Origin of the sequence: Viridibacillus sp. FSL R5-0888 (genome assembly GCF_038009105.1) — a bacterium.
In the GTDB taxonomy this organism is placed as follows: Bacteria; Bacillota; Bacilli; order Bacillales_A; family Planococcaceae; genus Viridibacillus; species Viridibacillus arenosi.
The window spans coordinates 2,028,084-2,041,041 of record NZ_JBBPAU010000001.1 but is presented as its reverse complement, the minus strand read 5'-3'; the positions used below and the strand labels follow the sequence as shown (position 1 = coordinate 2,041,041).

The 12,958-nt window shown below is 35.3% G+C and carries 12 protein-coding genes and 1 other annotated feature; of the genes, 3 read left to right on the top strand and 9 right to left on the bottom strand.

What is annotated here, in order from left to right; genetic code table 11:
- Nucleotides 1-866: 866 nt before the first annotated feature.
- Entirely contained in the window at nucleotides 867-1,547 is a 681-nt protein-coding gene (locus MKY02_RS10150) for a response regulator transcription factor (RefSeq protein WP_038182195.1), read from the top strand.
- Nucleotides 1,544-3,385 carry a sensor histidine kinase gene (locus tag MKY02_RS10145; RefSeq protein ID WP_038182197.1) on the top strand — a complete coding sequence of 614 codons (1,842 nt, stop codon included), beginning with the start codon at nucleotides 1,544-1,546 and terminating at the stop codon, nucleotides 3,383-3,385. Before MKY02_RS10150 ends, MKY02_RS10145 begins: the two co-directional genes overlap by 4 nt.
- 396 nt (nucleotides 3,386-3,781) lie before the next feature.
- On the opposite strand, the gene MKY02_RS10140 is transcribed toward MKY02_RS10145, so the two are convergent.
- The 9 genes from MKY02_RS10140 to MKY02_RS10105 all read right to left on the bottom strand — a co-directional run bounded on the left by MKY02_RS10140 (nucleotide 3,782) and on the right by MKY02_RS10105 (nucleotide 12,638).
- A complete protein-coding gene (locus tag MKY02_RS10140) occupies nucleotides 3,782-4,318 on the bottom strand; it encodes a hypothetical protein (RefSeq protein WP_051448641.1) in 537 nt (178 codons plus the stop codon).
- A gap of 812 nt (nucleotides 4,319-5,130) precedes the next feature.
- Nucleotides 5,131-6,411, bottom strand: a complete 1,281-nt coding sequence (gene serS / locus MKY02_RS10135; RefSeq protein ID WP_038182200.1) for a serine--tRNA ligase — start codon at nucleotides 6,409-6,411, stop codon at nucleotides 5,131-5,133.
- Nucleotides 6,412-6,533: 122 nt separating this feature from the next.
- Nucleotides 6,534-6,749: a binding site (T-box leader), on the bottom strand.
- A gap of 11 nt (nucleotides 6,750-6,760) precedes the next feature.
- Entirely contained in the window at nucleotides 6,761-7,021 is a 261-nt protein-coding gene (locus tag MKY02_RS10130; protein ID WP_246832130.1) for a hypothetical protein, read from the bottom strand.
- Nucleotides 7,022-7,438: 417 nt separating this feature from the next.
- Nucleotides 7,439-7,765 carry a hypothetical protein gene (locus MKY02_RS10125; RefSeq protein ID WP_038182206.1) on the bottom strand — a complete coding sequence of 109 codons (327 nt, stop codon included), beginning with the start codon at nucleotides 7,763-7,765 and terminating at the stop codon, nucleotides 7,439-7,441.
- A gap of 34 nt (nucleotides 7,766-7,799) precedes the next feature.
- Nucleotides 7,800-8,075, bottom strand: a complete 276-nt coding sequence (locus tag MKY02_RS22005) for a M56 family metallopeptidase (protein ID WP_076034809.1) — start codon at nucleotides 8,073-8,075, stop codon at nucleotides 7,800-7,802.
- A gap of 88 nt (nucleotides 8,076-8,163) precedes the next feature.
- Nucleotides 8,164-8,538 carry a hypothetical protein gene (locus MKY02_RS10120; protein ID WP_038182209.1) on the bottom strand — a complete coding sequence of 125 codons (375 nt, stop codon included), beginning with the start codon at nucleotides 8,536-8,538 and terminating at the stop codon, nucleotides 8,164-8,166.
- Between the two features lie 323 nt (nucleotides 8,539-8,861).
- Nucleotides 8,862-9,032, bottom strand: coding sequence for a hypothetical protein (locus MKY02_RS10115; RefSeq protein ID WP_155981170.1), 171 nt, complete (start codon nucleotides 9,030-9,032; stop codon nucleotides 8,862-8,864).
- An 11-nt stretch (nucleotides 9,033-9,043) separates the two neighbouring features.
- Nucleotides 9,044-9,286 carry a hypothetical protein gene (locus tag MKY02_RS10110; RefSeq protein WP_210402644.1) on the bottom strand — a complete coding sequence of 81 codons (243 nt, stop codon included), beginning with the start codon at nucleotides 9,284-9,286 and terminating at the stop codon, nucleotides 9,044-9,046.
- Between the two features lie 214 nt (nucleotides 9,287-9,500).
- A complete protein-coding gene (locus MKY02_RS10105; protein ID WP_340711129.1) occupies nucleotides 9,501-12,638 on the bottom strand; it encodes an efflux RND transporter permease subunit in 3,138 nt (1,045 codons plus the stop codon).
- A 166-nt stretch (nucleotides 12,639-12,804) separates the two neighbouring features.
- Here MKY02_RS10105 and MKY02_RS10100 point away from each other — a divergent pair, with 166 nt between their 5' ends.
- Nucleotides 12,805-12,948 carry a hypothetical protein gene (locus tag MKY02_RS10100; RefSeq protein WP_340711128.1) on the top strand — a complete coding sequence of 48 codons (144 nt, stop codon included), beginning with the start codon at nucleotides 12,805-12,807 and terminating at the stop codon, nucleotides 12,946-12,948.
- The last annotated feature ends 10 nt before the right edge of the window (nucleotides 12,949-12,958 follow it).

The window sequence follows — 12,958 nt, the reverse complement described above, 5'->3', positions numbered from 1 at the left end:
ACTCAAATTTCAACCCGATCATCCGGGGAATATTTACTCAAAAGCCTATAGCTTTCTGTACCGCGGTAAAATTCCACTGGTTAGCTTTCTAACCTAAGCAACGCAAACCCTACCTTCTTTTGCGTCCTTGTGACCCCAAAGTCACTCCAGTGTGAATAAGTATCTACAAAAACATTTAGTAGAATGCCAATATTTATAAACTAGCTAATCAGCATAAAAAATATTATCTCACGAAAAAGCAGTTTTGTCAATAGCGTTGCTTCACTACTTTCTAAAGTTACCTACTATTGATAAGAAACATGTGAATTTGTACGCAAATTGACCAATTGAATACATATTTTCATTTCCCTTTTCTTAAGTATAATATCTACCGTTACGTCAGATGCAACTACTTTAATTCACTTTACAAATAAACGAACACAACCTATTGCGTTCCTCTCTTTTTTATTTTCACTTGTGAAAAATAAAAGGTTTTTTCACTTATGGGGGATTCGAATTCTCATTTTCCATTTATATTCACATTCACTGCTAAATTTTTGAGCTTTTGGAGTTCATTCTCTAATATCTCTAATGGTATCTTTACCTCATCTTTATTTCGTAAGGCTATACTTTATTGAAACAGATTTTAAATTTATTGAAATTCAAATATTGAAAGAAGTTAGTACATAACCATTGGTAAAGAATTAAATAACAATTGTAGAGTTGCAACATTTTTCTTATTACCATGTTTAATGGTTTTTTTCCTTTTATATTTACTCTCTCTCGTAATGGGAACGATTTATTCATTTAAGGATGTAGTAATCGAAGAGTTATTGGATAATAAGAATAAAGAGTATCGTATCAAAAGAGAGTGTGGGGGTTTGAAAATGCAGTACAAAATTTTAATAGTGGAAGATGAAACTATTTTACGTGAGATAGTGAAAGATTATTTATTAAACGAGGGGTATAAGGTAGTTGAAGCCATTGATGGTGAACAAGCAATAGAATCATTTCAAAACTATGCTTTTCATCTAATTATTCTTGATATCATGTTGCCAAAAGTAGACGGATGGACTGTTTGTAGAAGAATCCGTAAGGTATCAAATGTTCCAATCATCATGTTAACCGCACGTATTGATGAGGATGATACATTACTTGGGTTTGAGCTAGGTGCTGATGATTATGTTGCAAAGCCATATAGTCCACCAATTTTATTAGCAAGAGTTAAACGTTTACTTGAAAGTCGATATCGATTGAATGAAGGATCAATTGATACTTTAACTAAAAATGGGATTTCAGTAGATTTTTCTTCAAGGTTAGTAAAGGTAGAAGGTGTAAATGTTAATTTAACACATACCGAATTTGAAATCTTAACGTATTTAATGCAAAATCAAGGAATCGTGATTACAAGAGAACAACTCTTGTATAAGGTTTGGGGACATGACTACTTTGGTGATGATCGAACGATCAATACACATATTCGTAATTTGCGAGCGAAATTAGGAACCAAATCAAAACTGATTTCAACGATTATTCGAACAGGGTATAAGTTTGAGGAGAGTTTATGAAATACGGTATTGTTTTAAAATTATTTTTATTAACAACAACGCTATGTTTGTTCATTACAGGGACAATTTATATTGGTCAGACCATATTCTTTAAGCAATACTATGAAAATCAGAAAGTAAATGACTTGAAATCAAGTATCAAATCATTTGAGAAACAATACTTAAAAAGTAATGGAAATGTGCAATCCATCCAGCAATTAGAACAAGATTTTTATCGTACTAACAATACATGGATAACCACATTGGATAAAAAAGGAAATATCATATCATCAAATGATTACTATGTAAAAATAAAGATAAATGACGAGAAAAATTCAAATCAATTCGTAACGATTCCACTGTATCATTTATTAAAAGGAGAAGATGTTTTTAAAGATACGCCTACCATTACAATGGGTGAGGAAGTGGATCTTTATACGATTGAAAAAAATAATATAATACTCCCGTTTTATCTATATTCTGTACAGAATGATTCTGATTGGTTAAATCAATTTATTTGGACAAGAATTGATAATGAACTCCAAATGAATAGTAAAGAACTTAAAGAATATAATCTACATGAGAAAATAACAATATCAATTAAATATCAAAATCAATATCATCCTAATTTTCGAATTAATCAATTTAAAGGAATCGTACAGAATGTCCGATTTCCTGAACAAAATGATGTTTCCAGTATCATTTATAGTAATAGCTTTTTTATGGAGCGTATTAGTGATTTCCAAACAGGCTTATTGTTTAATGAACAAAATCAATTCACAACATTCACAACAGATAATTATGATACAAATGGAATAAAATATAAACTGTTCATTGACCCGGTTAAAGATAAAAATGGAAACATTAGTTATATTTTTGCTATGGCTTCCTTACAACCAGTAGATGAAGCTGCACAAATGGTCAACGATTATTTTATCTATATGATAGCTTTTGTGTTACTACTAACTATTTTGGCTTCTTTCTACTATTCAATTAAAATTGCAAGACCATTATTAAAAATCAACAATTCAACTAGAAAAATTGCAGGCTTAGATTTTTCAGAACGAATTGAATATTTCTCTAAAGACGAAATAGGCGATATATCTCAGAACATAAATTTACTATCGGATACACTACATTCGCACATTACTCAGCTACAACAAGACATTGAAAAAGAAAAACAATTAGAGAATACTAGAAAAGAATTTATCTCAGGTGTCTCACATGAATTGAAGACCCCACTAAGTATTATGAAAGGTTGTATTTCGATCCTGAAAGACGGTGTTGCTAGTCATAAGAAGGATTACTACTTTGAAGCGATGGAAAAAGAAGTAGACAAGATGGATCGTTTAATAATCGATATGCTTGAACTAGCAAAATACGAGTCTGGAACGTACAAAATGAAAATGGAATCTTTTTATTTAGACAAAGTAATTGAGCATATTTGTCATCAGTTACATTTAGAAATAGAGAAAACGCAATTAACCATTCATAAAGAATTAACTTCAATAAAAGTTTTAGCAAATCAACATCTTATCGAACAAGTCATTACGAACTATATTACAAATGCAATCCGTTATACACCTTTGAATGAGCATATCTATATTTCGACCATCGTTGAGAATGAGCAGGTAAAAGTATGCGTGGAAAATAAAGGATCACATATTCCAGGTGACCAATTAGAAAAGGTTTGGGAACGATTCTATCGTGGTGATATGTCTAGACGACGATCTGAAGGTAGTACAGGATTAGGTCTAGCCATTTCGAAAAATATATTAGATCTACATGGTTTGCAGTATGGTGTCATGAATACTTCGGATGGGGTACTATTTTACTTTTACTTAAATATGAATCGTTGAAATGTACTGTATTTAAACATCAGGTTACCATCATATCTTTCATTTGAAGTAGATGACTGTTATTAAGTGTGGTATGAAAGAAAAAGGCGTCCTCTTAGCGAACTGACCAAGTTAATGAGACAGGGAACAAATCTCAACTATGGTTTGATTTGTGTTTTATTTGGTTTTACAGGTACTCCTGCTCTTAATTTATATTTGCTGGATAACTTACTCTTGTACCCATAGAAAAACACCTCCAAGTTGTCTTAGGTAATACATACCTGTTTTTCAACTTAAGGTGTTTTTATTTGTCTCAAACTATGGGGTCAGTTCCCAGTCAATAAGAGGAGTCTTTTTTGTTTTACAAAAAATTTTAATATTTGAATTTTCTAATCAGTAAAGCGGTGAAACAGAACATTACCTCCAAGGTGTTTCAGTTTTGTGCTCAATCATTTGTAATACTTTCGGTTCAATCTCTTTTAATCGTTGTTCCATTGTATGAGAGTTTTTAGGAATTTCTCCATTTTCTTCACCTTGAATCTGCAGGATAATCTGTGCTTTCGCAATGACCTCAAACACTTGTTGTGTGGAAACATTTTTAGATGATGCAATTTCAACAACCGATTTTCCAGTTGCTAATTCTTGTTTTAATTCTGCCCCATTCATATTTAATAAAGAAAATAGGTCCTGATTATTTAAAAAGTTATCAGCATAGTAATCAGGCTGACCATCACTTGTAAAAAAAGCCTCATCAGTAAAACTAAATTCAGTTGGTATTTTTTTGCTTTCTTGTACTTTTACTTCTTGTTTTGTTGTTTCATTCGATTGTTTGTTAACTATTTGTTCCGCTTTTACTGCCTCATCTTTCTGAATTTGTGTAGCATAGGCACTTCCAGTTCCTACTAATAATGCTGTTGAAATACTAAGTACAGTGAATAAATTCTTTTTACCCATTTAAATTCCTCATTCCATTGTTTTATTTGCCTTACAAAAACGATTATAGTTGGACAATGTTAAGATGAAGTCAAGACGGTATCAATTGGAAATAAAGTTTTTTGTTTTTGCGTAATTTTAACCAAAAGACTGCGATTAACTTACCATAATGATCTTCGTTTGCAGGCGTTTTTGCTAATGTTAGCGAAATCACAATTTAAGGTAATGGATCACCAATCAATGATATTTTCAAATACCAAATTACATATACTTTCGACGTATAAGTAAAGAAAAATGCCCGACTGTTGGACTACCGTCCTTCAGCCGGGTTTTCTTGTTTTTAAAATCAATTTTTTTGTCCCTACTATATCTTTTTCATCAAAAAATTCAACGTAATGTTTCAATAATAATTATTCTGTAACTTCTTCTACTAACTTGCCCCTTTAGTTGAATAAAAAAAGAGCTGTCGTAACAGCTCTCGATCTTTTACTTCAAATGTTTGTTTCTATCTATTTTCATACGTTTAAAGATAAAAAAAGACCTTAGATATAATGTTTTTTCTAACTTGTTTGTTCAACTAAAGCGCCCGATTGCGGAATAGTGGAAATTGCGAAAGAGCTGCAAAATGTCATTTCTAAATTTTTTCTAATGCACCCCATCCTTTATTATAGTAACATCTTTTTTAGTCCCGCTAAATTTCCTTTAAGAAATAAAGCATTTTTTCAATTCCACGACGTTTACACCACCCGATACTATTAAAAGCACCTGTAAATCGATAAAAAGGCAATACAATTACCTGTTAAAGGATATCTAAAATAGCTTTTACCCGTTATTTATTTTGGTGCAATTATTTCTTTACCACCCATGTATGGTCTTAAAACTTCAGGAATTACTACGCTTCCATCAGCTTGTTGATAGTTTTCTAGGATAGCGGCAACTGTACGACCAATGGCAAGACCTGAACCGTTTAATGTATGAACATATTCTGGTTTTGCATTTGGCTCACGACGGAAGCGGATATTCGCTCGTCGTGCTTGGAAATCCTCAAAGTTAGAGCAAGAAGAAATTTCACGGTACATGTTTTGTGCAGGAATCCAAACTTCTAAATCATATTTCTTCGCTGAAGTAAAACCTAAATCAGCTGTACACATTTTTAGCTTACGATATGGTAAGCCTAGTAATTGCAATACTTTTTCCGCATGATTTGTTAATAGCTCTAATTGTTCGTATGATTCCTCTGGTTTTACAAAGCGAACTAGTTCTACTTTGTTGAACTGATGTTGACGGATTAAACCACGTGTATCACGACCTGCAGATCCCGCTTCTGAACGGATGCACGCACTATAGGCAGCAAAACCTTGTGGTAAATCCTCAGCCAGTAAAATTTCATCACGATAGAAGTTTGTTACAGGTACCTCTGCCGTTGGAATCATGAAATAATCTGTTTCCTCTAATTTAAATACATCTTCTTCAAATTTAGGAAGATTTCCAGTACCCGTCAAGCTATCACGATTAACAATGACAGGTGGTAGCATTTCCTCATAACCATGCTCCTCTGCATGTAAATCCATCATAAATGTCATTAATGCACGTTCTAAACGAGCTCCAAGCCCGCGGTAGAATAAGAAACGGCTACCTGTTACTTTTGTACCTCGTTCAAAGTCAACAATCTTCAAATCTGTAGAAAGATCCCAGTGTGCTTTAATGTCAAAATCAAATGTTGGAATTTCACCCCAAGTATATTCTTCTACATTGTCGTCTTCTGTTGTCCCTACTGGTACAGATTCGTGTGGAATGTTTGGCAAGCGCATCATCATATCTTTAAAGCGCTCTTCAACATCATTTAGTTGAACATCTAGCTCTTTAATTTCATCGCCTACATGACGCATACGAGCAATAACTTCATCTGCATTTTCCTTGTTGCGTTTCATAATTGAAATTTGTTCAGATACTTTATTTCGTTCTGCTTTTAATTCTTCTGTTTTAGCAATTAACTCACGACGCTTTGCATCTAAATCCTCAAAGTCATCTAAGTTGCCTAAATCTTCATTACGTGTTAATAGCATTTCTTTAATTTCCGCGAAATTATCGCGTACGCGTTTAATATCTAACATAGTCATACCTCCAGTAGTTTAATGTCATTGCATCCGTTAAGTCTTGGTGTAATTGCGTTGCAAGCTAAACTCGAATAGCTCCGCTTAGAATCAAAATAAACACAAAAAAGCCCCCATCCCTAAAAAGGGACGAGAGCTACCCGCGTTGCCACCCTAATTGATTAGGCATATACCTAATCCACTTATTTCATAACGGCATTTCAGCCGGCTACAGCCTACTTACATTACTTCGACTGTGCAACTCCAGGACGGATTCACAAGTGCTTCTATCAGCTTCCACCAACCGCTGACTCTCTAAAAAAAACGTGCTTGCTACTACTTCCCATCATCGTGTTCAGTTATTTAAATTTTAACCATACTGTACTATATGAAAACAGATTTTGCAAGTCATACCATAAGATACAAAATATTCTAGAATTCTTGAATCACCGGTTAATTCCGGATGAAATGCACAACCCAATAAATGACCATTTCGCGCTAAGATAATTTTCCCCTCATATTCAGCGAATTTCAACATTTTTACCGACTGCTTTAATATGAGGAGCCCGAAGTCTTCAATGGAAAGGTCAGAATAAAACAATTGAATGTTTTCAATATAGTTATAATTCATCTAGAATACCCCTTTTAGTCACTTTCTATTGTTTAGTTTAAGGACAACACTTCACAATCTTTATAGTGATATTAACATAAATATCCAATAAAAAAACATCTCACCTCTAAGAAATCTATAGAGGTGAGATGTTTTTAATCAAACTTTATTATAAATAATCAATCTTTTTTTCAAAGCTACACTTTACGTATTTTGTATAAGTACTTATTTGAATTTAGCTTTGTACTGCAAATAAGAAATCTCTCCTATAATTAACAAAAAAGATCGACTCCTTTAAGGAGTCGATCTTTCACTTTAAATGTTCGTTTGTTTTTATAACTCGTTTATTGAACTAAAGCACACCCTTTTCTCCTACAATCATCAGGAAACTGTTCTCTGATGATTGCTCATTGAGGACTAGTCTTTGGAGTAATTTATTTATTCTTCATTTGTTGCGATTACTCGTGGTTCCGTCGCACTATTTGATGCATCAGTAACTCTAACTGCATTTCGTTCTTTGCCTTTATTTGTTGCGATTACTCGTGGTTCCGTCGCACTATTTGATGCATCAGTAACTCTAACTGCATTTCGTTCTTTGCCTTTATTTGTTGTGATTACACGTGGTTCTGTCGTACTATTTGGTGTATCAGTAACACTAACTGCATTTCGTTCTTTGCCTTTATTTGTTGTGATTACACGTGATTCCGTCGTGCTATTTGATGTATCAGTAACACTAACTGGATTTCGTTCTTTGCCTTCTTTCAACGTTGGTGACTCTTGGCCAGTTGCCGCAAGACGGTCATCCTCTAATGACTAATGTACATGCGAATGCTGTTTCTAAAACCGACTTTTTCTTTAAGGTCATAATGGACACTATCCTTTCTTCAATCCCGTTTTTACTAAAATGATTACAAAGCGACGTAACCGTATAGGTTTCATCTGCCATATTGATGAGAGATAGTGCATATGCTGACTTTGCCTTATCTCCAAATTGTCTAATAACCCTTTCGTCGCAAGAGAATTCAATGTCTCTGTTTACTAAAAAATACATAAGCCAAACTAATGGAAAATACAAAGTAATAAACTGATAATAGTTAAGCCTGAGTTAACACAAACTGTGAAATAAAAAAAGTTACCTTTTAGCAACTTAGGAGTGAAATCCATTAATTATATTTAGTAAGCCAATCAATTAATTGATCATAGTTACTTGAGAACATTGCGTTGTCTTTTGTATTAGACTGTTCAAGGTGAGTTAATATATCCCCTTCTTCTAATAAAAAAGCGACTGCGATAGTGTTCTCTAAAATATTATTAGCGAACAATTTGTCTTTCCACAATTTTTGTACAGAAAAATGTTCTGGAGTATAACCTTTACGATTAATTAACAACTTATACTTTTTTCCTTGTCTAATAAATGAATAGCACGTTTTTTCAAATGAATTAAACCATGCGTTTACATCTGCAAGGGTTATGTAACCTGTCAAATTAGTAATAATAATATCTTCAGAAATGGATGTACTTATATTTTTAACATTCAATTAAAAAACAACTCCTTTTTATTAGTATAAACCAAATTATGGAAGTTTGTAGAAATTTTAATTTTGCACAGTTCGAAGACCCTACGCTTGTTGAACTAAACTGCCCCTTTAGTAAATAAGAAAAAAGAGCCTCGTATTGATAGCTCAACGACCTTCTACTAAATCCCCGTTAGTAAAAAATTAATTGATATCTCCTGTAGCTTTAGAAAAAAGATTGATCAAAAAGTTTCCTTCAACCTTTATTTAACAGCAAATGCAAAAACTCCATTTTGAAAAAGGATTGTTCAAAATGGAGTTAATTTTTCTAACTAAGTATGAGATTTTTAAAAAATATTTTGATCATTTTCTACTAATGTTACTAAACAGTGGTGCCCTTTTGTTGAGTTCAGATTCATTCGATACAATCCTTTTACATCTAACTCTTCTGCTTTTTCGTCTATCGCATGTTGTTTCATTCCGTACTCTAATTTCCATTCTGCTTCATTTTCTTGCATATGGATTTTCACTACTTTCGTGGAAATCCGTGTCTATTTACACTCCACGCTATAATCAAAACAACAAGCAGCAACATCAACAGCACTCCTGGAAATGACTGTACACCAACAATCTCTAGCAAAGCACCACCAGCAACTGCTAAATTCCATTCAGTGGTATTAATAGGCATTACGACATCAACACCTTCTTCACCGCTTGCATAAGCAAGTGCAGTTTGCAACAGGGTGGCTGCACCTCCGAAAGTAAGTCCCAATAAAGCCACTGCCGAATAAACGATGGATACCGATGTGGCTTCCACCCATAGTACTGCGGCTACCAGCTCAAAACCGAGCAGACTAATCAATACAAGTAGTCGCATTGCCTGTTCATTCTACAACAGTACCATCTTAATAGTATTGATAAGCATCCCAATGCAGCGCTTAAAATTGGTTTATCCGGAGGCGAATTGTTAAATTCCTTATTAGCGGTTATTCAATTGTTTTGTGGCGGTCTTTCTTGAACAATTTTGATAATCCTTCGTAGACAACCGGTACGATAAATAACGTTAAAATTGTTGATGTAATTAAACCACCGACAACAGTAATTCCTAAGCCTTGCGAGATAATTGAGCCACCTGAGCTGCTGCTTAGAGCTAATGGTAATAGCGCGAATACGGTTGCAATCGCCGTCATTAAAATAGGACGTAAGCGCGTTTCAGCGGCATCGATTAACGAATCACGCATCGTTTCGCCGGCAAGTTCGTTATGAATAACGCGGTCGACGAACACGATGGCATTCGTGACAACGATCCCAACGAGCATTAAAATACCGAGCATAGACGATACAGTGAATGATTCGCCAGCAATAAGTAAGCCAAGAACGGCACCGATTAGTGTAAATGGTAATGAGAAGAGAATCGCAAACGGTGCTAAACCTTCTCGGAATGTGACAACTAAAATGAAATACACAAGGAAAATGGCCGCAATAATCGCTAAGCCTAATTGTGTGAATGTTTCTTGGATATCTGCAGATGTACCGCCTTGTTCAAGGGTTACACCTTTGGTAAAGTCGATATCGTTGACTTCTTTTTTAATACGAGTTGAAATCGCAGAGACGTCATCACCCTTAATGCCGGCAGTAACTGTTGCGTATTCTTTATTATCCTGACGGCTAATTGATGATGGTGTTGTTGATTTGTCGATTGATACTAAATCAGACAGTTTCTCCGTACCCTGCTGCGTCGTAATATCTTGTTTTAAGAAGGCTTTCATCGTTTCAAACGTTTTGCTGTCGTCTTGTGCAACGATAACATTTAACGTATTGTCGCCATCTTCAAGCGTTGTGACGATCGTATCACCTGTCGCTTGCATTAACATTGGTGATAATTGGTTAGCTGTTAAGCCATATTGTTTTAGTGCTTTTTCTTTCAAGTTAAATGTATATTGTGGATAGGAATCAGATACGCTTGACTTTGCATCTTTTAATCCTTTGTCGTCATTTAAAACGTCTTCGATTTGAAGGGCAGCTTTTTCGACTTTTGCACGATCTGTACTACTAATCGTGTAGCTCACTTCGTTTGAAGAACCGGTCATCGACATGTCTTGTTGCTTCCAAGTCCCTTTATGACCGAATGATTTTAAATGATCGAACAGTTTTTGTTGTTTGGCATCTAAGTTTTTCATATCTTCATTGAAAATGATGTATAGCATCGAGCCAGAGCCTGCCATCATTGACATCGCATCTGGTGAAGCAGAGCTTGATGTGATTGATGATTGTACGAGTGTGACGTCGCCTTGTTTTGCGATGTATTTTTCCGCTTCTTTCACGGATTTATTTACTTCGTCATCTAATTCTCCAGTCGCTGGTGTGTACGTCGTAATCATCGTCATTTGTTGATCGCTACCAAAGAAGCTAAAGCCCACTTTCGGTAATAGCGCGACAGAGCCGATTAAAATAACGAGCGCAATGACTAATGTAATAATTTTGTGATTTAATGCGGCATTTAACATTTTACCGTATCGAATGGCCATACGACTATGTTTTTCTTTACTGCCGACTTTTTGTTCTGGTGTAGCTAAAATTTCTTTTTTGAACATTGTGTGCGCCATAATTGGTACGACTGTAATGGCCACGATTAACGATATGCCAAGAGCAATAGCCATCGTTATTGCAAATGGACCGAATAATTCAGCGACCATACCATCGATAAAGATGATTGGTGTGAATACCGCGACCGTTACTAATGTAGATGACAGAATCGGTTTGAACATTTCTGTCGTAGCAGACGCGATTAATTGACGACCACGTAACGGCTCGTTTTTATCATACATGCGTCGGTAAATGTTTTCGACAACGACAATCGAGTCATCGATTACACGTCCGATAGCTACAGTTAACGCACCGAGTGTCATCATATTTAACGTCATATCGAGCGATTTAATGATGGCAATCGATGTTAATAATGATAGTGGAATCGAAACGATTGAAATGATTGTTGAGCGGAAGTTACGTAAGAAGATTAGAATGACTAATACGGCGAAAATCGCACCGAAAATTGCTTTTTCAAGCATCGTATTCACAGAATCTTCAATTGGTTGACCTTGGTCGCTCGTAATATCGATATTCATATCGATATTCGCTTTTTCTAAATCTGTTATTTTGTCTTTCACAGCGTTGACAACATCGACCGTATTGGCGTCTTGTGTCGCTGTAAGTTGAATTGAAATTGCATCTTTGCCGTTGACGCGTGAAATAGAGTCGTGGTTTTCGACTTTTTCAAGTGTAGCCACGTCTTTTAATTTCACTGTTTGAACGCCAGCAGAAGCGGCTTGACCAGCGTCAGTATGCGCTTGGCTTTGTGCAGCGCCTGCACTTGAACCAAACACGATATCCATGTCGTTCAACTGTTTAAGCGATGTCGCTTTATCGTTTACGACAATCGATTTTTTCGTGTCATCTAATGTGTAAAGGCCAAGCTGATTTGTAACGTTTTGACCTTGAATTGCTTGGGTGACAGCTGCAGCTGTAGTGCCAAGCGCTGCTAATTTGTCTTCATCATACGTCAATTCAATTTCGTATGCTTCTTGACCTGTTACCGTTAATTGACCAACACCGTCGATTTTCTCAAGTGCGGTTTTCACATCATCTTCAACGAATTGAGTAGCTGTTTTTAAATTGCCATCTTCGCTAGAGACGCTAAGTGCTAAAATAGGCATCATGCTTGAGCTAAATTGCATGATTGTTGGTTCGTCGACACCTTCTGGTAAGTCGACCGATTTGAAGGCTTTTTCAAGCTTAGTTTGGGCCTTATCTAAATCGGTGTCGTAGTCGTAATTGACTGTCAGTGATGCAACGTTTTGAGACGATTTGCTGTTGACGCTATCGACGCCTTTAATAGAGGAAATCGCATCCTCGAGGGGCTTCGATACATCGTCGGCAACTTGCTCAGGGGTGGCATTCGGATAGACCGCTGATACGCTTAATGTCGGTAATGAAATGTTCGGAATGGATTCGTATTTAATCGTCGTTGACGCAAAAATACCCCAGACAATCAGTAAGACCGTCAAAATCCACACTGCTAGTTTGTTACCAATCATAAAATCAATAATGTGCTTCAATGTTTTCATCCTTTTCTTTATAAATTGAAGGGCAAACCCTTCGATAAGGACTATCATAAAAAGCGAATGTTAACTCAATGTTACGTAATCGGAAAATAATAAAAAAAGAAGCAACCGATTGGACTGACCTAAATATTTTAGACAACATAAAAAAGCACTTTGGAGGTGCTTTTGAATGGACAAAAAACGTGTATATTCATATGAATTAAAAATGATGGCAATTGAAAGAAGGTTAGCGGGTGTACCGAAAAAACAAATTCAAGAAGAGTTAGGAATCAAAAATGATACACAAATTGAAACATTCACTGTCTCATTTTAGTGAGTCAGTA

Coding starts and splice junctions, on each gene's coding strand:
- MKY02_RS10140 (WP_051448641.1), bottom strand. CDS start 4,318: ATGGGTAAAAAGAATTTATTCACTGTACTTAGTATTTCAACAGCATTA.
- MKY02_RS10145 (WP_038182197.1), top strand. CDS start 1,544: ATGAAATACGGTATTGTTTTAAAATTATTTTTATTAACAACAACGCTA.
- serS (WP_038182200.1), bottom strand. CDS start 6,411: ATGTTAGATATTAAACGCGTACGCGATAATTTCGCGGAAATTAAAGAA.
- MKY02_RS10105 (WP_340711129.1), bottom strand. CDS start 12,638: ATGAAAACATTGAAGCACATTATTGATTTTATGATTGGTAACAAACTA.
- MKY02_RS10115 (WP_155981170.1), bottom strand. CDS start 9,032: ATGCAAGAAAATGAAGCAGAATGGAAATTAGAGTACGGAATGAAACAA.
- MKY02_RS10150 (WP_038182195.1), top strand. CDS start 867: ATGCAGTACAAAATTTTAATAGTGGAAGATGAAACTATTTTACGTGAG.
- MKY02_RS10100 (WP_340711128.1), top strand. CDS start 12,805: ATGGACAAAAAACGTGTATATTCATATGAATTAAAAATGATGGCAATT.
- MKY02_RS10130 (WP_246832130.1), bottom strand. CDS start 7,021: ATGAATTATAACTATATTGAAAACATTCAATTGTTTTATTCTGACCTT.